The following is a 22,042-nucleotide window of genomic DNA, read 5'->3' as shown; positions in this document are numbered from 1 at the left end:
CGCAATAGGGAGCGAACCGAATGCACGTTTCCGTACAGTTCTTATCTTTTTTTGTTATTCAAACCGATGACGAGGGCGGACAATCCGGCAAGCGCTACAAGCATTATCAGACGCTAAACCGGGAGCAGTATGAGGACAGTGAGCTGAAACCATTTCTGAGTGAAGAATTTGTCCGCATCTGTAAGCGCAAGGTGGAGAAAAACCCCAGCTCCGAATCGGTGCCGACGAAGATTGGCCGCTTTATCGTGGAGCCGGGGCATGAGCTGACAAGTAATCCGAACTACAATTTATTGCAGCGTATCCGGTTTGCAGAAGACAAAACGGTGTTTCTGGGCTTTGCCGACGAGCTTCTGCGCATGTACATGGAGACGAGCGCCGTACGGGGCGGGGCGTTCATTGCTGCTCAGGCCAAGCTTCCCGATTTGTTTGACGATCCGTTTTTGTTCGTGATGAAATGCGATTTTGAGCCCAAAATCGCCCGAATCTCGGACGAAACCAGCCTTGTCAGCCAAGTCGAGATGGCGATCAGCGCCCGCAGCATCAAATCAATTCAATATCCGTACATGCCCGAGCCGGGAATGCTGGAGGAATGGGAGCTGAAGATTCACCAGGCATCCCATGCGCGCTATTTTGAGGATTTCCTGAAATTCGTTACCTACGAGAAGCCTATGCCGACCATTATTACGGAGCATGTTTTTCAAATGGTCCAGGATTACATGGAGGAGAAGTGGCAGGCCGCGCCGGAATACGCCGCCGAGCACCGGCAGCAGGACGAGCAGGCGATTGAGCTGTGGGCCTGCAGCGATAAGCGTGATTTGCAGCAGCGCTGGACCCACGAGCAGGTGGTTGAGGCGACAGCACAAATTATGACGCACAAGGAGGATCTGGAGCTTAAATTCAAGCTCGATCATATCTCCATCAAGGGAATGATGGCGGATTACGGGGACAAGGTGCACATTGCTTCCCTGAACGGCCGATATGTCGTTCTTATTGAAGGCGACTCCTTTCAGTTTGATAAGGGCTTTACCCCGATCGAGCTGCTGCATCCAGAGCCGTTCGAGCAGGTAGCCGCCCGTCTGGCCGCTAAGAAGCCGTCACCTGAGGAGCGATACACCGATGACAGATCCCGGGAGTCTCCTTCGTCAGCTGAAGAAGGCTTATCGGAGGCTTCTCCCTTCAAAAGCCCGGACCCCGAGGCGCCGCCTTGGGATTAACCGGCATCATGCACAGATTTATAAAAGAAGGGTGAACTAGTTGCAGCGGAAATGGGTTTATTTTCACCGCCAAAATGAGCGGGAGGACGTCCGGATTTTATTGGACATCAGCCTGCGGAATCAAATCTCGCGCCAGCGTTATCCACAGCTGATTAGTGTTTCCATTAATACCTACCATGTAGCGGAAAATGAACAGCAGTCCCAGGTGATTATGAAGCAGCTGATGGACATCCAGGACCGGGTGGAGCAGGAGCTGGCCGCCTCAGAGGAAGGGGTGTTCTTCGGGCGTGTCGACTCTCCATCCCGTCTGGAGCTGTTCTCGTATGTACAGGACGGCCCCGGGATTTTGCCCGGAGTCCGTTCCATTGTAGAGGAGTACGGCCATTTACGCACGATTTGCAATGAGCGAAACGATGCAGAATGGAGTCTCTATCAAGAGCTTCTCCCCAGCGAGCAGGAGCTGATGCTGGCGACCAATGAGCAGCGGCTGCGGCATCTGCAGGTCAGCGGCTACAAAACCGGAGATGAACAGACCGTTCATCACTGGCTTCATTTTGGCGATAAGTCCAAGCTGGATGAACGGAAGCACCGGCTAGTGGAAGCCGGATACCGGGTTGAAAATACTGGCTACGACCCGGATAAACCGACTCATAAGCATACGCTTCATATCAGCAAGCCGATTATGCTGACCGTGGACGGCATCCATTCGGCTGTACTGGAGCTGGAGCGGCACGCGGCTGAAGGCGGGGGCGACTACGGAGGCTGGGGCATTGTTCCACAGCCCAGATGGACGGCGCGGCTGCGGAGTACGTTTCCCTGGATAAAACGGGTTTTATTGCTGCTGTTATTTATTACGATCTGCGTTGTATTGGGAGCATTATGGCTGGGCTCCCCCATCAGGGGCTGAGCCGGGCACGTACCCGGGCCGCCGGGTTATGCCGCCGCGCAATGGAAATCGGACGTGATAAATGAATCATCTCAGCCATGGAGAGCTTTCCTTAGGGGAGGCTTTCCTTTTTTGGTTTAAGCAGGACGTCGTGCACGCGTACACGTGCTCGTCATCATGTTCTAGCCCTCCATCCGGTAGACTATGCATGGTGCTTTCAGGGGAAGCTTAGTTTAGGTCATCCAAAAATAAAACGAGGATGGGGGGCATAGTATGAACAAGCACCACGAATCAACCTCTCCCGCTGGACAACAGAAAATGGCATCAGAACGGTTTACGCGATCCGGCTTCATTCTCGCCGCGATTGGAAGCTCTGTTGGGCTCGGCAACATGTGGAAATTTCCTTACATTACCGGCAAGCATGGGGGCGCAGCTTTTTTTCTGCTCTTTATTATTTGTCTGATTGTCATCGGCCTGCCGATTCTGCTGGCCGAAATGGCCATTGGCCGCGGAGGACGGGGGAGTGCCGCCAGTTCCTTCTACAACTTGACCGGAAATAAAGCCTGGCGCATGTTCGGTTTTTTTTCCGTAGTAACCGCCTTTTTCATTATGTCGTACTATGCTGTTGTAGCAGGCTGGACACTCCAGTACATGCTGGAGTCGTTTACGGGCTTGCTGTTTACTGCCGGAACCGATTATAAAAGCAAATTTGCAACGTTCGCTGCGGGCTATTGGCCGCTGCTTTGGCAGGCTGTTGTCATGATACTGTGCGGCTGGATAATTGCACGGGGCGTCACAAGCGGGATTGAGAAATTCAATAAAATTCTAATTCCCGGATTTCTTGTCATTCTTCTTATCCTGATGATCCGCTCGCTGACATTGCCTGGGGCCGGGCAAGGAGTAAGCTTTTTTCTGCGGCCCGACTTCGCCAGGCTGGATACGGAATCCGCGCTTGTTGCACTGGGTCATGCTTTCTTCTCCATGTCGCTTGGCATGGGCTGCATGCTGACCTACGGCTCCTATGTGGACAAAAGGCAATCCCTTGGCAATGCCGCGCTTGCCATCGGCCTTGGCGACCTGCTGTACGCATTGATGGCCGGGCTCATTATTTTCCCCACTGTTTTTTCGTTCGGGCTTCAGCCGGAGGCAGGGGTCGGCCTGGCTTTTATGGCGCTTCCCGCGGCGTTCTCCCAGATGCCGTTGGGCTTCTTGTTCTCAGGCCTGTTCTTTGCCTTGCTTGCGATAGCGGCATTAACCTCCGCCATCTCTATCTTGGAGGTGCCTGTTGCATTTTCAATGGAAGCGTGGGGCTGGAGCCGGCAGAAGGCGGCCGTGGCCGTATCCGTCGTTTGTTTCCTGGTCGGAGTCCCGGCGGCATTATCGGTAGGCGGTGTGCTCGGCTCTTTCACCTTGTGGGGCAAAACTTATTTCGACTGGGTCGATTTTATTACAGCGTATATGATGATGCCGTTGGGTGGTCTTGTTGTCACGCTGTTTACAGGCTATATGTGGAAGCGTGCCGGAGAGGAGGCCGGCTTGTCCGGCGGGTGGTACCGGGCCTGGATGTTCCTGCTGCGGTACGTGGCGCCCATTTTAATCCTTCTGATTTTCTTATACTTTATGGGACTGCTTTCGTTTTAAACGTTTTATCTGCTTCTGTTGGAGGAACCATAACCATTATAAATTTTAATAATAAATGTGACTAGCAGAATGCCGTTTATGCGGGGCTGAGAAAATGCCATCGATAACGGCATTTCTTTCAATTCAACCTTTATTTTCAACGGGAAATGCCGTGGATTTCGGCTTCTAAAGGGCTTATAGCCCATCTCGGCCGTCATTGATTATTCTCTGTAGGGCAAGAAGTGATTTATTAAAATATGGTATAAATATCTCATGATCTCCCATGGTAATTCCATGTAAATTCTAAAAATGGGTTCCGCAGGTACTTTTCGTGTGCTACAATCAACCGCAGCGAGCTGACAGACTAAGGAGGTATGATACCACATGAAGAAGCAACGCTGGATGACGCTGTTGATGGCACTGCTGATGCTGTGGGGTGTTTCAGCAACCGCCGTCAATGCTGCCGCGCCTGCGACATTGCGTTACGGAGATTCCGGACCGGATGTGCCCGATTTGCAATACAGGCTGAAAACCCTGGGCTATTTCAACACGAATGTTACCTCGTTCTACGGCCCGGTAACATTCGAGGCCGTGAAGCAATTTCAATCCGATTACGGGTTAACCAACGACGGTGTCACAGGCCCAACGACCTGGAATATTCTCAAAAAGGTTTCCGTTAATCAGCATGAACTTGATTTGCTCGCCCGCATCATTTACGCTGAAGCCCGAGGAGAGTCGTATGAGGGTCAGGTAGCGGTAGGAGCCGTGGTAATGAACCGCTTGGCAGCCTTATCGTTCCCGAATACGATTCAGGGGATTATTGAACAGCCCGGCGCATTTACAGCCGTGGATGACGGCCAGTACCGCCTGAAGCCGGATGAAACCGCCTATCGCGCGGCATTGGATGCCGTAAGAGGCTACGATCCGTCCAAAGGGGCATTGTACTATTTCAATCCGAAAACCGCGACGTCGTCCTGGATATGGTCCCGTGAACAGATTGTGCAAATCGGCAACCATATTTTTGCCGTTTAACAACGGAAAGGCATGTAAAAAAGAGCGCTGCGGCGCTCTTTTTTTTCTGAAAGAAAGGGGCTGCTGGTTCTGGCAGGCATAGCTTTTGCAGCGAAGCAGCGCTCGGTCCGAACAGAGCTTCAGGGCAGCCGAGCTGTTAGATTCCATTGGCCTTTCGTCCTTCTTTTCCGCTTTTATCAAAATCAAGCAAATCGGGGATAATACCCGATAACGAAACAAAACAAACTTTTTTGTGCGTGAAATGAGCTCTGCATTCGCAAATTTGTATCCAAATGACGATTAACGCGGCTTTACGGATCCACCCGGCATCCCTTATGATTAGCTCTTGTAAACACCGGATTTTGAACAGAGCTGAATTTTCGTTATGAAAAACGGGGGAACCAACCGGCGGCGTCAAAGCCGCTAATGGGGTGAATCGGCCAATGCCGCAAGGCATGGTCGTAGGGCAGCCACAGCCCGAATCCGACAGCTAACCTCGTAAGCGTAAAGTGGGATATGAACACATGCGGGCAAGCATGCGGATCAATATCCGCATGTTTTTTTATTGCCGTTTATCTGGTGCGAAGAAAGCGGGGATGGCATTGCCATGGTTAACAAATTAAAACGATTCCTGATCGGCCGGCCGATGAAATCAACGGAGCTGGAGGGGGAAAAGCTCAGCAAGCTGAAGGCGCTCGCGGTGCTCTCCTCAGATGCCCTATCATCCGTCGCCTACGGGACAGAGCAGATTCTGATTGTGCTCATGGCGGCCGGATTTGCCGCGGTGTGGTATTCCATCCCCATCTCGATTGCCGTGCTGGGCCTGCTCACCATTCTGGTGCTGTCTTACCGGCAAACGATTTTCTCCTACCCCTCGGGCGGGGGAGCTTATATCGTAGCCAAGGACAATCTGGGCACCTCAACCGGGTTAATCGCCGGCGGCTCGCTCCTGGTAGATTATATTCTCACGGTAGCGGTCAGCTCTTCGGCCGGAACGGATGCGATTACCTCCGCGTTCCCCGAGCTGCACGACCACCGTGTGCTCATCGCGCTGGTGATGATCATGTTCTTGACCCTTATGAACCTGCGCGGGATCACAGAGTCGGCTTCTTTTCTGGCGATTCCGGTTTATTTGTTCGTCCTTTCGATTTTCGTGCTGATTATAAGCGGAACGATGAAATACGCGCTGGGCGGGGGACATGCGGAGGTGCCGGAGCTGGGGGCTGCAGTATCGAACATCAGCCTGTTTCTGCTGCTGAAGGCGTTCAGCTCCGGCTGCTCCGCTCTGACCGGCGTAGAGGCGGTATCGAACGCGATTCCGAACTTCAGGCAGCCCGCCGAGCGTAATGCAGCCAAGACCCTTCTGATGATGGGATTAATTCTTGGAATCATGTTTATCGGAATCAGCCTGCTGGCTTATTGGTACGGGATCACTCCGCAAATGAAGGAGACGGTCGTTTCTCAAATCGCTGAGGCGACCTTCGGACGAGGCCTTATCTATTACTGGATACAGGGCGTGACGGCGTTAATTTTATTTCTGGCCGCCAACACGGCTTACTCCGCGTTTCCGCTGCTGGCGTATATGCTGGCAAAGGATAAATTTATGCCGAATATGTTTATGGCCCGGGGGGACCGGCTCGGCTTCTCCAACGGCATTATTTTTCTTGGTGTGCTGTCCGCGCTGCTCGTGATCGTATTTGACGGGCATACGGAAAACCTGATTCCGCTCTATGCGGTGGGCGTGTTTATTCCGTTTACGTTGTCCCAGCTTGGTATGATGGTGCGTTGGCTGAAGCATAAACCGTCCGGCTGGATCGGGCGTTTTGCGGTGAATACGGTAGGGATGCTCACCACCTTGACCATTACGCTCATTTTTATTTTTACCAAGTTTAGTCAGGTGTGGATGGTGTTTATTTTCCTGCCGCTGGTCATCTTCCTATTTCACCGGATTCGCTCTCATTACCGCAACACGGCCGATCAGCTGCGAATCGATTTGGCGAAGGATAAGCCGGTCATTAAAGGCAGTACCATTGTAGTGCCGGTGGCCGGCATAACCCGTGTGGTGCTCCATTCCATCAGCTACGCGCGATCGCTCACGGACAATGTTGTGGCTGTTTATGTGGGCTTCGACGAGGAGGATATCCGCAAGATGGAGCAGCGCTGGGAGGAGTGGAACCCCGGTGTACGGCTCATTACCTTACGTTCCCGCTACCGCAGTATTCTGCGCCCGCTCTATAAGTTTATTGAAACGGTAGAGTGGAAAACAGCCGAAACGGATCATATTACAATTCTGATTCCGCAGTTTATTACCCGGTACTGGTGGCAAAATATTCTGCACAACCAGACGAGCTTGCTCATTCGGGCCTACTTGTTTGCTCATAAGGATATCGTTATCGCGACGGTGCCTTTTCATATGAATAAATAATGGCACGAAGGCGCAGAGGGAAACCAATCAGACTGCAGCCAGCTCGTCCGGCTGGTGAATGCGAAGCATAATTTCAACGGTGGTGCCTCGATTCACTTCACTGGAAATAGTCAGGGTGCCCTGATGGGCCTCAATAATCCGGTAGCAAACCATTAAACCAAGCCCGGTTCCTGCAGATTTCGTGGAAAAAAACGGCTCGCCGAGCCGGTTCAAATGCTCCTGAGGGATGCCGGGGCCGTTATCTTCAATACGAATACAGACATGGCCCCGGGGATGAGGCTCGAAGCTAATGCGGATGTCTCCGCCGCCGCTCATGGCCTCGATCGCATTTTTCAACAGATTCAGGAACACCTGCTTGATTTGATTCTCATCACAGACCACCTTCGGCACCTCGATTTCCCACTGGCTATGAATGGATACATTGTTCAAAATGGCTTGCGTGTCCACAAGGAGCAGTATGCCTCTCATAATGTGGCGAATGTCATGATCAGCCAGCTGCAGCAGCTGCTGGGGCTTGGAGAGAAGCATAAATTCGCTGACAATATAATTGATGCGATCCAGCTCGCTCATCATAATCTCGTAATACAGCTTGTTCCCATCTCCGCTTGAGCGCAGCATCTGGGTGAAGCCCTTTAAAGCGGTCAACGGATTGCGGATCTCATGCGCCACACCGGCTGCAAGCTGGCCGACAACCGACAGCTTCTCCGAACGCCGGATAAGCTCCTCCGATACCTTCCGTTCCGTTACATCGAGCAGGGTGCCCGAAATAGCCCGCTGGCCTTGGAAAACGATCGGCGCCATCTGAATTTCGAGGTGTACCAGGTCGCCATTGGCTTTATGGCCGGAATAATAGCGCCGCTGGCTGTGCTCGCCCTCGCTGCCGAGCAGGCGGAGCTCTTCGGAGAAGGCCGCGCGCTCCTCCGGGATAATCGAATGGAGCAGAGGCTGGCCAAGAAGCGCATTCCGGCTGGTGGCAAAAATATCGACCAGGCACTGATTGACGTAAATCAACCGGCCGTCCTGCTCCATAAATACGCCGACCTGCGAGCTTTCCACCAAGCTGCGGTATTTCCGATCAGCCTCATACAGCTCCTTTTGCGTTGCTTCATGCTCGTAAATACTGAGAAACAGCCGCAGCACCAGCAGATTCACGCCGATGACTGTACCAAGCAGAGAGGTCAGCTCATCGAGGGCAAACAGGATAAACATAAACAGCAGGGTAATGCCGAGATACGGGATGAACCGCCAGAGTGCGGAAACCCGCTGTTTGCCGTAAGCGTCGGCAGAGCCGATCCGGTCCGGATACAAGGAGGCCAGACCTAATATAACAAGCCCCGCGAACCACAGCAGATCCGGCAGCTCGTTAAGAAAAAGAGAAGGAGCTTTTGCTTGCATGATATATAAATAGACCGTGTTGCCGGCTGTTTTGGACAAGAAACCGACCATCAGCACAAACGTTGCTTTGATAGAAACGGCCGTCCTGTCGTACAAGAACAGCAGCATCAGCCCGAAGAGCACCGCAGCATTAGCCGTGGAGCAAAAAATATAATAGATGGTATATCCGATGGATTCCGGTGTCGGTGCTTCCAGAGTATCTGCGAGATTGTGCCAAAAAAAGCAGAGAAGTGCTGTAACCAGGAGTAAAATATCGAGTAAAAAGCGAATTGCGGAGTAGCGCTTCCGCGCCTGCTTGACCTGTCGGCTGAGACCGACCATAAAAAAAACGTACTGGAGCATCCAGAGCAGCTCGGCGATACCGGGATTCTCCGGTTCTTGTCCCGAAATCAGCACATGGATTGTCCAGAAGCCTTGGGCCGCCAAATAACAAAACGATCCAAGCGCATAATACAGCCAGAAGCGGTACTGCGCCTCGGGTTTTGAACGATAAACGCTAAATAGCCATAGGGTTGAAAAACAGGCAGCCAACAGCTGCAGGATGTTAATTCCGTTTGCCTTCATATACCAATCGTTGTGCCACACACTAATCCAAACCAAATAGACAGCAAAAAAAAGTAAAACGTAACCGACCCAAAAGCGACGCTGCATCATGGATTACTCTCCTCGACTTCCTTCCCGAAATTGTTCTGAAATCATATTCCACAAAATGGGGGAATTTCCTGCAACCAAAAATTAGAACGCGTCAATTATTGAAGAAAATAGGGGGATTCAAGCTGAAAATAGCCTTCATGGAGTTCCTTTTTGACAGCTTTCGCGCTGGAAACCGTGATGAATGTTCGTGAAATGGCGGAGAGCATCTCCATGAGAGCCTTCCGAACCGGGTGCTGGGAGCTGCGTGCGGAGCTTCGTGGAGCAGGAGAATGAGCAGTGGACGGGGTGCATGCTACGAAAATAGTTTACATAACAATATTTATGTAAACTATTTTGCCAGTAAAAGAAATGAAGCGGGATCTCCATGCATGTGGCCTCCATTTCTCCAAGTGATGTTGTATGTGAACGCAAAAAAACGCAGCACGTCCGTAAAGGGACGAGTGCGTTCAGCTCGTGGTTCCACCCTAATTTGACCGGCGGCACAACATTCACCGGAGCATATCCGGGAGCTGCTGTTGCCAGATCCTTATTGGTATCCGGTATCGGGGATAAGTCGGTGCCGCTTACTGCCGTTCGGGATAGAACGGGTTCAACGCCACGGCTGCAAAGGGGTAATTTCGACAAAGTTTTGAGAATGTGAAGTGAAATAAAAAAATGATAAGTTTACATAATATATTTTATGTTTATTTTCGATTCAAGTTCATCCTTCCGCATATTCCGCCTTATTCGCTATCAAGTTAAGAAAGGCATGATGTTGTAAATCATGTTTTACATTAATGTAGAATGCTGCCGCATGAAGAAGGGACACGCCTCGACATGCTGATGCGGTGATAACAGCTATACAAACCACAAAGCGCGCTTCGGCTAAAAGGTGTAAAAAATCGTGATTTATTGTCGGCGGGATGCCGTGTATTTTTTAGACAATAACTGCACGGGGGCGGTTAAGCCGAACGAGCGAGGAGACTACGGCACGACTAAGGCACTATGCCAATTGCCACAGGGATGTCTTGCTGCGGTGTGAAATTTATACACAAAATAATTGCATTAAATATGAATTTAGTGCAATTTAAGCTCAGTTCCATTATAATTTAAGAAGATAATTAGTAGGATGGTTACATCAAAGGAGGATGGCGGCCGATGCGGACGAAGCCGGATGCTGAGACAAGACATTTGGTCAGCGAAGTCTATCAAGAGGAGCTGGAGCTGTTTCTCATTTCGATGAAAACGAGCGGGATGACGGCCTCAACACAGCAGGCGTATCTTGATGAGGCAAAGGGCTTTCTTGCGACGATCCACCCGAAGCCGATCGGAGCGGTCAAGAAGCCGGACATTTTGAAGCACATCGCGCTTTTGATGCAGCGGGGAGTAGGAGATGGGGCGAGGAATCGTGCGCTTGCGGGGATTCGGGCTTTTTTCCGTGCGCTTATCGATATGCAGCTTGTGCAGGCTAACCCGGCCCTGGAGGTCAACAAGGCGAAGGAAGAGAAGAACCGCACACCAGTCTACCTGGAAGAGAGGCAGCTGGAAACGTATTTGCGGGAAATGGAAGGCAAGTATTACTGCCGCAACCTCGTAATCCTGATGCTGATGGCTTATGCGGGACTGCGGGTGGGAGAGGTTCATCGTTTGAATATCGGCGATGTGCAGGCGAACAGAAATTTGCATGTGCTGGGAAAAGGGAGAAAGTGGCGGGTCATCCCGCTGCAGGAATCGCTTTATGATCTCATCAGCGAGGTGATCCGGCAGCGAATTGAACCGAGGTCGGGCAATGAGCAGGCCTTGTTCGTCTCCCAGTTCGGCCGGCGAATCTCCAGGCGTATGATCCAGCATATCGCGGAATCTACCTTCGAGAAAATGAAGCACAGCCGGCCGGAGCTGGCCGGGCTCAAATTTTCCAGCCACAAGCTTCGGCATTCGTTCGGCACGAATCAAATCCGCAGCGGTACCGACATCCGCACACTGCAGGAGCTGCTCGGGCACCAGAGCATTGAAACCACGCAAATTTACACGCACGTTGCGAATCAGCAGCTGGTCGAGGCCATGGGCAAGGTCAAAATTCCGAAGCTGATGTAACGCATGTATTACATACCATTGAATTATTCAGTAGTTCGAACCCCCGTTTGAAACAGGAGGGCACGATGTGCAGCCATATTTGTCCGAAGCGGTTAAACGTGCGAATACAGTCATCGCAGCAGTTGGTCCAGCCATCGCAGCGGCGGTGGGCGTACACTTGCTTTTTACAGTTGTCCGGGAATCGTTAAGTGTCGGGTCATTTAGTTTACATAATATATATTATGTAATTTTTATAATCGAAGTGGATTAAACGAATTGGTATTCGACTTCATTGTCGGTGGCGGCGGGATCGCCGAAAGTGGCATGAATGATGCGGTCAAAATAGGCCGGGAGAGCCTCCATGTACCGAGTCGCGTGCCAGTCCCCGCCGCGATGGCCGGACCAACTGGCTGCGATGACTCTATTCGTACGTTGATGAAGGCCGTAAGCGGAGCTGCACATCACACTAATGCGCAGGGAAGATAAGAAGATAGGACATCATATGAACTTCTGGGGGTCTGCGCGGATTGGCGGATCGGCAGCAAGCGGGGGAAAGCAGGACTCATGCCTGAATCCGCTTCCCCGTCTGAAGCCGTGCGCGGATGCTTAACGCTTGCGGGAAGAGCGCTTGGCAATTTCTTCTGTAACGACAACGGCCAAGTCATCATTATTGTATAAGGACAAGACGCTGAGCAGGGTGTCATCCGCAATGTCGCCCGCTTCTTCCTTCGGGACGGTAAGTGCAACGGCTTGTTGAAGGGCTTCGTTCTCACCCTGCCGGGCATAAGCTCTCCGGTACAGCTCTGCCGGGTCAAGGTCATGATTCACGCACCATTGGGCGAATACGAGAATCATCATTTGCTCGTCCTGCTGATAATTGCGGATGATTTGTTCTTCCAGCTCTTTGCGGTTCATTGCGAAATCTCCTCTTTCACGGTAAGATAGGGTTCAATTATAACGAAAGTTCAGGTGCATCCACAATGATAATGAATGAAAAAATTAAAGCAGCCGTTGTCGAATTAACCGGACTCGACGGAGAGGATTTGGGGATTGTGCCGACGGCGGAGGCTCTGGCCATGGCCAAGAAGCTCAAGGTCGATTTAGTCTGCACTTCGCTTGCCAGCAGTCCGCCGCCCTGCCGGCTTATTGGGGCTGGTGCCGCCAAGGCGGAGGCGCAGCAGGCGCGCAAGGCCGAACGCCAGCCGAAGCTGAAGGAAATCCGGCTGACTCCGCACATTGAAGATCACGATTATGAGACCAAGAAGGAGCAGGCTTCGCGTATTTTGTCCGGTGGCGATGCGGTCCTCTTCGTCGTCAAAATTCAAGGCAAGGAAGGCGCCAAGGCAAAGGAGCTGCTTGAGCAATTGATCAAGGACTTGGCTTCGGCAGGCCGTAAAAAAACAGGCATTCAGTTAAGCGGCAAGCAGGCGGCTGTTCAACTGGACCCTCTGTAAGCAGCGCCCGAAGGTATCAGCTGCATCGATCCATAGCTGTGGGCGTCTGGTACAGGGAAGTCCATTGACGGCGGCAATGAACGAAGCGCCGCCAAGCCTGATATGTAAGAAGCGCCTCATCATGCAATTGGCATGAACAGGCGCTTGTTTGGCAAGAAAAGGCTGTACGGCAGTGCTGATCCAGAAGCACGACTTGATGAGACGAATAATAGACCTACTTCAATAATTTCAGAAACTCTCGCATAAACCCGGGCAAATCCGGCCAAGCATGTCCGGTCACCAGCCTGCCATCCACATGAAGGGTGTCCGCGGCATAGGCGGCCCCCAGCTTCTCCACGTCCAGCCGGCAGGCCTGGTAGGCAGTCATCGTCCGGCCTTGAAAGTAAGCGGTGTCCTTCAAGGCGGCAAACACCTGCGCTGCATGGCAGATGGCGCCGACAGGCTTATCCTGCTCCAGAAAATGCTGGAGGATGCGGGGGACGTTTGCGTCCAGGCGAATGTATTCCGGGGCTCGTCCGCCGGGAATAATAAGGCCGTCGTATTCGGCAGGGCTTACATCCGCAAATGCCAGATGAGAGGCAATCCGATGGGCGGGTTTTTCGGTGTAGGTTTCCCAATCCTCCACAAAGTCGTGTACCACGGTATGAAGCGTTTTTTTGGCCGGCGAAGCAATGACCGCCTCATAGCCTTCCTCCAAAATCCGGTAATAAGGATAATAGAGCTCCAAAACCTCTGCTGCGTCACCAGTCAAAATTAAAATCTTTTTGGACATGGAATCACTCCTTAGGTTGGAATACCTTTCCATTATGACGGTGCGAGTTATTTTCTGTAAACGGGTACAAATTGCTGCATCGTGTCGAATCCGGTCAGGTTAAGCCCGTGAAGCAGATGGAGTCTGAATTTCTTTGCTTGTACTGATTGACAATGGACGGAAAGAGGGACTACACTCATTACAAGGGATTGGTTTGAACGAAACTGGGAAAAGAGGGTCAGGAATGCAGGATACACATAATGTACTGCCAATGTTTATTTATTTGGGCGTCTGTCTGGTGACAGCCGTGTTCATCGGCTGGAATGTATACAAGGTCGCGCAAAAAAATAACAAAGGACGCAGCTGAGGCTGCGTCCTTTGTTGCTGTATAACACGCTACCGTATACGCTTATCATCAAACCGTCTGAATAATGAGAGCTGGCGGAGAGCCTGCGTCCAGCCTTACAGCCTTTCTGCTGTCATATATTGCACGCTGAGAGCTCGGCGTGGCCGAAAAAATAAAAGGAAGAAACCTTGCAGCTTACAAAATATGGCGAATCATAGTCCTTGCTGCAGCTGGAATTGGCATTTATAGCATGAGTGGCGCTATGACGTAAGCAATCAAACGAGCTGGGTCGCCGTTAGCCCTGCAGCTGGAACGCTTCTGCCAGCAGGCGGTACGAGCGCAGCCGGGCCTCGAAATCATGCGTCATGGTGACGATCATGAACTCGTCAATGCCGTATTGCTTCTGCATGGCTAGCAGCTTGCTTTTTACCTGCTCCGGTGTGCCGATAATCCGGCGCTGGCGTACAGCGCGGATGCGCTGGAGGTCGTATTCTGTGTAAGGATAATCTTCCGCTGTCTGCAGGGAAGGGAAGCGATCGAGCAGACGGCCCTGCTCCAGCTTGAGGAAAAACAAATCGGTGCTCCATGCCAAGCGGCTGGCTGCTTCCTCCGTATCGGCACAGACCACATAAACAGCGGCCAAAATTCGCGGCTTGTCATTGAATGCGGACGGCTTGAAGTTTTCCTTATAGTAGTGTACGGAATGCTCGCTATCCGGCACGCCGAAAAACTGGGCATAGCCGAAGGCCAGGCCTTTCTCGGCCGCAATCATAGAGCTTCCCGAGCTAGAGCCGAGCAGCCAAATTTCCGGCGCTGTCGGGATAGAGGGCTCCGCCTGCAAGCCGGCAAACCGGTGTCCGGCCGGAAGCGCGTCATGCAAATAGCCGATCAAGTCATCGACCTGCTCCGGATAGCGGTCGATACCGGTATATTTGCCTTCCTGCAGGGCTCTCGTGGAAATCGGCATGCCGCCCGGCGCCCGTCCCAGCCCAACATCGATGCGGCCGGGATGGAGCGCCTCCAGCAGGCGGAAATTCTCGGCTACCTTATACGCGCTGTAATGCGACAGCATGACCCCGCCTGAGCCGACGCGGATACGCTTCGTATGCGCAGCCAGATGCGCAATGAGCACTTCCGGGCTGGAGGAGGCCAGGGCAGCGGAGGCATGGTGCTCTGCGACCCAGTACCGCGTATAGCCCAGCAGGTCGGCTTCCTGCGCCAGCAGGGTTGTTTCCTTGAGCGCAGCGGAGGCGGTTCTTCCTTCGCAAATTTGTGATTGATCCAAAACACTTAATGTAAGCATATCTTCACCTCATGAGATCAGGTCAATACATTTTTTTAACGGGCATAAGTCCGTTCCCTTTGAATTGTAACCTTTTTTATTACAAATGTCCAAGACTTTGCAGCGTATCCGGATAAAAACGCGAATGAAACGCGATGTGAGCTCTGTTCAACCCGTGTGGGTCTGCCATGGCTCTCATGCAGAACGTGCTGTGCGCATAGAGGCGTCCAAAACCAAAGCTGTGAAGCTCAAGCCTTTAACGGCTTCCTCACCGCCAGGCCCCGGTTTTACATGCGCGGCATAATGTGCTACTTTTTGGGAAGGATCGCTGTAAGTTGAGAGGAGGAACAACCTGTATGGATGAAATTGGAAACGGCTTCTAAATCAGAGAGGTCGAGCTGCTGGAGCTGCCATGGCTTATCGAATTTATTCTCCACATACGCAGGGAAGTGTTCCCGATGTTCAATCCGGAGCAGCTTCCCCAGGATATTGCTCCGTTTGCGCGATTGTATCATGCATCGCCGGATGCGGCTTTTCTCGCAGCCTTTGACGGAGAAGGACAAATCGCCGCAACGGCGGCGTTTGTTTGGTATGATGATCGTTTAGAGGATATGAAGGGACTATATGCAGGACAGCGAACCGCGGAGCTTGTAAGGTGCTATGTTCATCCCGCTTGCCGGAAGCTCGGACTGGGCACCTCAATGGTGAACCATTTGCTGCCCCTGGCCAGGGCCAAGGGCTATGAAGCGATGTATCTGCATACCCGCCGGTTCCTGCCCGGTGCCGTTCAGTTTTGGGAGAAGCAAGGGTTTATCGTACAAGCTGAGCCATTCGGCTCCCTGGAAATCGTGCATATGGACAAAAAGCTGGTGTAAGGCCGGCGGCTGAATTCGCGCAGCTCCAGTGCAAGCTGCATGACGTTTATCTAAGGAACATTGGATTTCAGCCGCAACAACGGCCCGGCTTGTTAGTTCCTTGCTAGGATGTTTTCTCCTCGTCGGAATGATAGGCGACCAGAATGACGGCTTCTCCTGTTTGGTCAGACAGGGTGCGTTCCAGCTCTTGAATCTGCTGAATTTCTTCGGCCGATAAATTGGCTGCCGTGTAGTTTGTCATGGTCATCTGCCAGCCTCCTTAACTAATGGTTCGTCCTACTATTCCCTGACAGACAAAAGTTCATACACATGCTGTTGGATGTGATATGATAGAGATAAAATCACCGAATTTATCCAAGTAGAGGGACTCCGTGTGCATGGTCGTATTGCCCCGTCTGCAGCAGACAACCGGCAAGCCCGGTCGTCATGCAGATCTGTCAGCCCGGCTTGCAGCTTCATCGGCATCAGCCGGACAAGCGGGTAAGCCTGTGCGTGCAGCAAAGCCTGTGCAGCAAAAATTAAAATCGGAGCTCTGAAAGGAAAAATACGGCGGCCAATCCATCTATTCGTCAAAAAGCGAGCCTGCTGAACAAGTGTATCAGCAATCCATTCACAAGAGGAACATATGACAGAACAGGAACAATATAAAACGATGACATTCCGATCAGAGCAAGAGCAATTAAAGCCTTATATACTGGAAGTAGAGGAAATGCTGCCGCAGCTGGAGCTTGACGGAAGCAGGCTGCATGAGCCCGTACAGGTAAAGCGCTTGCCCAAGCCGTGGCGGGTGGCTGGCTGCGGCAATTATGCCGGAGTGTTCCTGCATCCTGATTACCCGGGCTTCGTCGTGAAGGTGTATGCTCCCGGCAAGCCGGGCTGGGCTGACGAGGTCGAGGTATACAAGCGGCTAGGCAGCCATCCGGCCTATTCCGAGTGCTACCACGCGCGGGCAGGCTATCTGGTGCTGCGGCGCCTGAGCGGCATGACCCTCTATAACTGCATCCGCAAAGGGGTGCCTATTCCGCAGCAGGTCATCCGCGACATCGACAAAGCGCTGGCGTATGCGGTCAGCCGGGGCTTGTCGCCCCACGATGTGCATGGCAAGAATGTGATGATGAAGGACGGGCGGGGCATCGTCGTCGACGTCTCGGACTTTCTGGAGCAGGACCCGTGCGAGATGTGGGAGGATCTCAAGAAAGCGTACAACCGCTTCTATTTCCCGTGGCTGCGGCGCATTCCGGTTCCCGACAAAATTTTAAATTTGGTGCGCAAGGGATACCGGGCTTGGCGGAAGTGGAAAAGGAGATTCCGGCAAAAATATTCCCATTAAAGGCATCAGTTTAACGATTATTTAATGATATAATCTTGAATGAGAATATCGTTCTAAGGTATACTTTTTCTCGCCAATAAAACATGAATAGGAGCAATATAATGAAAAAGGTACTCATTTTCGGACACAAAAACCCTGACACAGACTCCATCTGCTCGGCCCTGGCTTATGCGGATTTGAAAACGAAGCTGGGCGCAAATGTAGAAGCAGTCCGCCTGGGCAGCGTCAACGGCGAAACCCAATACGCGCTGGATACGTTCAAAGCAGCGGCTCCGCGTCAAGTGGAAACTGTTGCAAACGAAGTACAACGCGTGATCCTGGTTGACCATAATGAGCGTCAGCAAAGCGCTTCCGATATTGATCAAGTCCAAGTGGCGGAGGTGATTGACCATCACCGTATCGCCAATTTTGAGACAAGCGGCCCGCTGTACTTCCGCGCAGAGCCAGTTGGCTGCACAGCGACCATTCTTAATAAGCTCTACAAAGAAAACGGCATTGCTATCGAGCCGAACATTGCCGGTCTGATGCTGTCCGCCATTATCTCCGATTCCTTGCTGTTCAAGTCCCCGACCTGCACGGATCAGGACATTGCCGCAGCTCGCGAGCTGGCGGAAATCGCAGGCGTCAATGCAGAAGCCTACGGTCTGGAAATGCTCAAAGCAGGCGCAGACCTGAGCCAAAAAACCGTAGCTGAGCTGATCTCTCTGGATGCCAAAGAATTCAGCATGGGCAGTGCAAAGGTTGAAATCGCACAAGTAAACGCCGTTGATGTGAACGACGTATTGTCCCGTCAAGCTGAGGTTGAAGCGGCTCTGAGCAGCATCATCGCAGAGAAAGGCCTGGATCTGTTCCTGCTGGTTGTTACAGACATCCTGAACAACGATTCCGTAGGCTTGGCGCTGGGTACAGGCGCTCATGCCGTAGAGAAAGCGTACAATGTGAAGCTGGATGACAACAAAGCCGTGCTGAAAGGCGTTGTATCCCGCAAATCGCAAATCGTACCGGTGCTGACTGATACGTTTAACGCGCTGTAATTGATAACTTTACATTGATGTAAGCAATAAACGGGCATCGGCCATATGGGATGATGTCCGTTTGTTGAAATTCCCATATCCTGCTTCGTCAAAAGGCGGGAAAACAGGAAGCAGGCGGCCCTGGCACGGGATACTGTTCGTGCCGGAGCCGCCTGTTTTATGTGACAGGGTGGTGATACACGCCGTCTTTAATTTTAGCCAGGAAATCGCTGATCGCATAATACGCCGCTCCCCGGACCGCCGACTGCCCGCGCAGCTCGGCAAACAAAATTTGCATGTTTTTGCGGTGGTAGGGGAGTGTGCGCCGGGCGACAGTGTCCCGAATCGCATCCGCTATCCATGGCTCGGACAGCCGCAAATGGTTGCCGATGACGACGGCTTCGGGATTGAACACGTTCACAATATTCGCGATTCCGATACCAAGGTAAGTTCCCGTCTGCTCCAGGATGCCCAGCACCTGATGGTCTCCATGCTCGGCAGCGGTATTAACCGCCTCCATCGTTGCAAGCCCAAGCGGCTCCGTCTGCTCTAGTACGGCATTCTCCGAAGCGTAAAGCTCCCAGCAGCCGTTATTGCCGCAGCGGCACTTCTTGCCGTCCAGCGCAATGGACAGATGACCCATTTCCCCGGAAAAGCCGGACGTCCCCCGGTACAGCTCCTTTTGCAACATAATGCCGGTTCCGATCCCCGTCCCTGCGCTCACATAAATCAAATGGTTGATGCCGCGGCCGGCGCCGTATTTTTGTTCCCCTTGTGCGCCTGCATTGGCTTCATTATCGATCGTCACGGGACAGCTGAAGCGCTCGCTGACCAGCTGCCGGAGCGGGATATGCTCCCATTCCAGGTTCGGGGCGAACAGCACGGTGCCCTCGCTGTCTACGATGCCGGGCACGCCGATGCCAATCCCTACAATCCCGTACGGGCTGTCAGGAGCCTGGCTAATCAGGCCTTCGATGGTTTCATATAGAAGAGGAAGGACCTTGTCGGCCTGACGGCTTTTGACCGTAATTTCCGCTTCCCGGATTACCTCGCCCTTCAGATCGGTCAGCACCCCGCGAATATAATGGACTCCGAGATCAAGGCCAATCGCATACCCGGCCACCTCGTTGAACACCAGCATGACCGGCTTGCGGCCGCCGCTGGACTGGCCCATGCCAATCTCCAGCACAAGATGATGCTCAATCAGATCCATCACCAAGCTCGACACCGTTGCTTTGTTAAGGCCGGACCGCTCCGAAATTTGAGCCCGTGAGAGGGGAGCGTGGTTAAGCACATCGTCCAGCACGATGGCCGTATTGATTTTTTTAATTAATGCCGCATCTCCGGTCGGTCGTTTCATTGCACCATTCAAACCCCCGTTCACAAGCCTGAAGCTTCAAAAGCTGTCTTATTTTATCACAAAAAGTCGTTTTACTGTAGAGCCAGGCGTATTCTTATTTAAAAAGAAGAAAGAAAGGCCGGTAATGGGTAGACGGCTTGTTTTAAAAAGTATACCACAAAAAACTTACTTTGTGTAATAGACAAACTAAGTTTCTGTGTGCTAGAATACATAGTAGCAAAGTTTTCATCCATCCTAAACCATGAATTCATTTTGAGGAGGCAGTTTATCAATGGCATATTTTGATGGTGTAGGCAAGATTCAATTCGAGGGCAAAGGCTCTGACAATCCGCTTGCATTTAAACACTACAATCCGAAGGAAGTCGTACTTGGCAAAACCATGGAGGAGCATCTCCGTTTTGCAGTTGCGTACTGGCACACCTTTACATATGAGGGCGCTGACCCGTTCGGCGCAAACAACGCCATCCGCGGCTGGGGCAACCTGAGCGGCATGGACCTGGCCAAAGCCCGCGTTGAAGCCAACTTCGAATTCCTGGAGAAGCTCGGCGTTCCGTTCTACTGCTTCCACGATCGTGACATTGCTCCAGAAGGCAGCACCCTGCAGGAAACGAACAAGAACCTGGACGTTATCGTTGACCTCCTGAAGCAAAACATGAAAACCTCCGGCAAAAAACTGCTGTGGAACACGGCGAATATGTTCACGAACCCGCGCTTTGTTTTCGGTGCCGGCACCGCAGTGAATGCAGATGTATACGCGTATGCAGCGGCTCAAGTGAAAAAAGGCCTGGAAGTCGGTAAGGAGCTGGACTCTGAAAACTATGTGTTCTGGGGCGGACGTGAAGGCTACGAAACCCTGCTGAACACGGATATGGCGCTGGAGCTGGACAATCTGGCCCGCTTGTTCCATATGGCGGTTGCTTACGCGAAGGAAATCGGCTTTGACGCGCAATTCCTGATCGAGCCGAAACCGAAGGAGCCGACGAAGCACCAATACGACTTCGATGCTGCAACGACGATTTCGTTCCTGCAAAAATACGGCTTGACGGATCACTTCAAGCTGAACCTGGAAGCGAACCATGCGACACTGGCCGGACATACCTTCGAGCACGAAATCCGTGTAGCGGCAATTAACGGCATGCTCGGTTCCCTGGATGCCAACCAAGGCGATATGCTGCTTGGCTGGGATACGGACGAGTTCCCGACAGATTTGTACTCCACCACCTTGACGATGTATGAAGTGCTCCGTGCGGGCGGTATCGGCCGCGGCGGCGTAAACTTCGACGCTAAGGTTCGCCGCGGCTCATTTGAGCCGGACGATTTGTTCCTCGGTCATATTGCCGGTATGGACACGTTTGCATGGGGCCTGAAAGCAGCTGCGAAAATTACGGAAGAGCGCGTACTGGACAGCATTCTTGACGAGCGCTACCGTTCGTTCCGTGAAGGCATCGGCCTGGATATCGTATCCGGCAAAGCGACCCTGGCCAGCCTGGAGCAATATGCGCTGCAAAACAATCCGATTAAGAACGAATCCGGACGCCAGGAGCGCATCAAGCTCGTGTTGAACGAAATTATTTACAGCGTGTAATGTTAATCACCTAAATTAATATGACATTGCAGCAAAGAAGCTTCCAAAACCATCTTGAAGATGGGGATGGAGGCTTCTTTTTTTACCCGCATTTGTTATTTCTGAACAGGAAGAGCCTTGCAAACCCGCAAGATTGCGCTACAAATAGGGCTTATTCCTTGCCGCAGGGCGGTGTCAATTTAATCCGGATCATCGGGCGTCTTCGACCCGGAGCGGGCCATTTGCTTTTCCGTCAGCTTCTTTGATTCATTAGTCCCTAGAAGGATGTCCAGCATCGGATTGGAGACACCGTACCAGGCTTCCTCATCGAGGTGATGATGGAGCAGATGCTTCCTCTTCATCCATTTGCCCCAGCGGGTTTTGGGTACAATCGGGCGGTGAGAAACAAAGTGCATCCATTGGTAATACAGCTGGCACGTCAGGGCGCCGGAAACAACCGCAGCGGCAAGAGGCCAGCTCCATGTAACCGCCCATGAGATTAGGGTCAACACAGCGTACCCTGCCAGATCATAACCGGCGGGTCCGAACAGGTAACGGCTGTCCGACGGCATTTGATGATGAGCCACATGTCCGCGGTAGGCAGCAGGAGCCAGACGCGGAAACTGATGGAGTATGAAGCGATGCGCGGCGTACTCGATCAGGAGGAATACCGCTATTCCGCTCAGCCAAGCAGCTCCTGTATGCATCGTTAAGGGGGCGGAGATGAGCACGTTGCCGCCGAATACGAGCCATAGCAGCAGCAGAAACCGGATTAAGCGATGAGAGATGAATTCACGGGCGTAGTGCATC

The 22,042-nt window shown here is 52.3% G+C and carries 20 protein-coding genes and 1 riboswitch; of the genes, 13 read left to right on the top strand and 7 right to left on the bottom strand.

Annotated elements, in window-relative coordinates:
* Nucleotides 1-20: 20 nt before the first annotated feature.
* From WBG83_RS00875 to WBG83_RS00855, 5 genes are all read left to right on the top strand, one after another.
* Nucleotides 21-1,214: a DUF3900 domain-containing protein gene (locus tag WBG83_RS00875; RefSeq protein WP_336741813.1), complete on the top strand. Its 1,194-nt coding sequence runs from the start codon at nt 21-23 to the stop codon at nt 1,212-1,214.
* Nucleotides 1,215-1,254: 40 nt separating this feature from the next.
* Nucleotides 1,255-2,121, top strand: a complete 867-nt coding sequence (locus WBG83_RS00870) for a DUF695 domain-containing protein (protein ID WP_336741811.1) — start codon at nt 1,255-1,257, stop codon at nt 2,119-2,121.
* Nucleotides 2,122-2,373: 252 nt separating this feature from the next.
* The gene (locus WBG83_RS00865; protein WP_336741810.1) at nt 2,374-3,741 is read left to right on the top strand and encodes a sodium-dependent transporter; all 1,368 of its coding nucleotides are present in this window, start codon (nt 2,374-2,376) and stop codon (nt 3,739-3,741) included.
* 363 nt (nt 3,742-4,104) lie between these two features.
* Nucleotides 4,105-4,752, top strand: a complete 648-nt coding sequence (gene sleB, locus WBG83_RS00860) for a spore cortex-lytic enzyme (RefSeq protein WP_336741807.1) — start codon at nt 4,105-4,107, stop codon at nt 4,750-4,752.
* A gap of 339 nt (nt 4,753-5,091) precedes the next feature.
* Nucleotides 5,092-5,250: riboswitch (cyclic di-AMP (ydaO/yuaA leader) on the top strand.
* A gap of 88 nt (nt 5,251-5,338) precedes the next feature.
* Nucleotides 5,339-7,156 carry an APC family permease gene (locus WBG83_RS00855; RefSeq protein ID WP_336741805.1) on the top strand — a complete coding sequence of 606 codons (1,818 nt, stop codon included), beginning with the start codon at nt 5,339-5,341 and terminating at the stop codon, nt 7,154-7,156.
* A gap of 27 nt (nt 7,157-7,183) precedes the next feature.
* Here the strand turns inward: WBG83_RS00855 and WBG83_RS00850 are convergent, their stop codons facing one another.
* Complete coding sequence (locus tag WBG83_RS00850) at nt 7,184-9,205, bottom strand: ATP-binding protein (RefSeq protein WP_336741804.1); 2,022 nt, start codon at nt 9,203-9,205, stop codon at nt 7,184-7,186.
* A gap of 150 nt (nt 9,206-9,355) precedes the next feature.
* On the opposite strand from WBG83_RS00850, the gene WBG83_RS00845 reads away from it, so the two are divergent.
* Together WBG83_RS00845 and WBG83_RS00840 are read left to right on the top strand one after the other, a co-directional pair.
* Entirely contained in the window at nt 9,356-9,478 is a 123-nt protein-coding gene (locus WBG83_RS00845; RefSeq protein ID WP_336741802.1) for a hypothetical protein, read from the top strand.
* A gap of 864 nt (nt 9,479-10,342) precedes the next feature.
* A complete protein-coding gene (locus tag WBG83_RS00840; RefSeq protein ID WP_336741800.1) occupies nt 10,343-11,278 on the top strand; it encodes a tyrosine-type recombinase/integrase in 936 nt (311 codons plus the stop codon).
* A gap of 585 nt (nt 11,279-11,863) precedes the next feature.
* Here WBG83_RS00840 and WBG83_RS00835 read toward each other — a convergent pair.
* Nucleotides 11,864-12,172: a hypothetical protein gene (locus tag WBG83_RS00835; protein ID WP_336741798.1), complete on the bottom strand. Its 309-nt coding sequence runs from the start codon at nt 12,170-12,172 to the stop codon at nt 11,864-11,866.
* Nucleotides 12,173-12,237: 65 nt separating this feature from the next.
* Here WBG83_RS00835 and infC point away from each other — a divergent pair, with 65 nt between their 5' ends.
* The gene (infC, locus tag WBG83_RS00830; protein WP_336741797.1) at nt 12,238-12,711 is read left to right on the top strand and encodes a translation initiation factor IF-3; all 474 of its coding nucleotides are present in this window, start codon (nt 12,238-12,240) and stop codon (nt 12,709-12,711) included.
* Nucleotides 12,712-12,925: 214 nt separating this feature from the next.
* On the opposite strand, the gene WBG83_RS00825 is transcribed toward infC, so the two are convergent.
* Entirely contained in the window at nt 12,926-13,483 is a 558-nt protein-coding gene (locus WBG83_RS00825) for a DJ-1/PfpI family protein (RefSeq protein ID WP_336741796.1), read from the bottom strand.
* 223 nt (nt 13,484-13,706) lie between these two features.
* Here WBG83_RS00825 and WBG83_RS00820 point away from each other — a divergent pair, with 223 nt between their 5' ends.
* Entirely contained in the window at nt 13,707-13,829 is a 123-nt protein-coding gene (locus WBG83_RS00820) for a hypothetical protein (RefSeq protein ID WP_336741795.1), read from the top strand.
* 274 nt (nt 13,830-14,103) lie between these two features.
* Here the strand turns inward: WBG83_RS00820 and WBG83_RS00815 are convergent, their stop codons facing one another.
* Nucleotides 14,104-15,111, bottom strand: coding sequence for an LLM class flavin-dependent oxidoreductase (locus tag WBG83_RS00815; RefSeq protein WP_336741792.1), 1,008 nt, complete (start codon nt 15,109-15,111; stop codon nt 14,104-14,106).
* A gap of 362 nt (nt 15,112-15,473) precedes the next feature.
* Between WBG83_RS00815 and WBG83_RS00810 the strand changes: the two genes are divergently transcribed.
* Entirely contained in the window at nt 15,474-15,965 is a 492-nt protein-coding gene (locus WBG83_RS00810) for a GNAT family N-acetyltransferase (RefSeq protein WP_336742609.1), read from the top strand.
* Between the two features lie 103 nt (nt 15,966-16,068).
* Here WBG83_RS00810 and WBG83_RS00805 read toward each other — a convergent pair whose 3' ends face one another.
* Nucleotides 16,069-16,212 (bottom strand): hypothetical protein, encoded by a 144-nt coding sequence (locus WBG83_RS00805; RefSeq protein WP_336741790.1) that lies wholly within the window; start codon nt 16,210-16,212, stop codon nt 16,069-16,071.
* A gap of 378 nt (nt 16,213-16,590) precedes the next feature.
* Here WBG83_RS00805 and WBG83_RS00800 point away from each other — a divergent pair, with 378 nt between their 5' ends.
* Together WBG83_RS00800 and WBG83_RS00795 are read left to right on the top strand one after the other, a co-directional pair.
* The gene (locus WBG83_RS00800; protein ID WP_336741788.1) at nt 16,591-17,295 is read left to right on the top strand and encodes a serine/threonine protein kinase; all 705 of its coding nucleotides are present in this window, start codon (nt 16,591-16,593) and stop codon (nt 17,293-17,295) included.
* Between the two features lie 101 nt (nt 17,296-17,396).
* The gene (locus WBG83_RS00795; protein WP_336741786.1) at nt 17,397-18,329 is read left to right on the top strand and encodes a manganese-dependent inorganic pyrophosphatase; all 933 of its coding nucleotides are present in this window, start codon (nt 17,397-17,399) and stop codon (nt 18,327-18,329) included.
* Between the two features lie 157 nt (nt 18,330-18,486).
* On the opposite strand, the gene WBG83_RS00790 is transcribed toward WBG83_RS00795, so the two are convergent.
* Nucleotides 18,487-19,668, bottom strand: a complete 1,182-nt coding sequence (locus WBG83_RS00790; protein ID WP_336741784.1) for an ROK family protein — start codon at nt 19,666-19,668, stop codon at nt 18,487-18,489.
* Nucleotides 19,669-19,939: 271 nt separating this feature from the next.
* Between WBG83_RS00790 and xylA the strand changes: the two genes are divergently transcribed.
* A complete protein-coding gene (gene xylA, locus WBG83_RS00785) occupies nt 19,940-21,253 on the top strand; it encodes a xylose isomerase (protein ID WP_336741782.1) in 1,314 nt (437 codons plus the stop codon).
* Between the two features lie 179 nt (nt 21,254-21,432).
* On the opposite strand, the gene WBG83_RS00780 is transcribed toward xylA, so the two are convergent.
* Nucleotides 21,433-22,041, bottom strand: coding sequence for a sterol desaturase family protein (locus WBG83_RS00780; RefSeq protein WP_336741780.1), 609 nt, complete (start codon nt 22,039-22,041; stop codon nt 21,433-21,435).
* Nucleotide 22,042: the final 1 nt, after the last annotated feature.

Origin of the sequence: Paenibacillus sp. y28, assembly GCF_037137075.1 — a bacterium.
Lineage (GTDB): Bacteria > Bacillota > Bacilli > Paenibacillales > NBRC-103111 > JBBBNV01.
The sequence above is the reverse complement of the archived record's forward strand: the minus strand, read 5'-3'. Positions and strand labels throughout refer to the sequence as shown.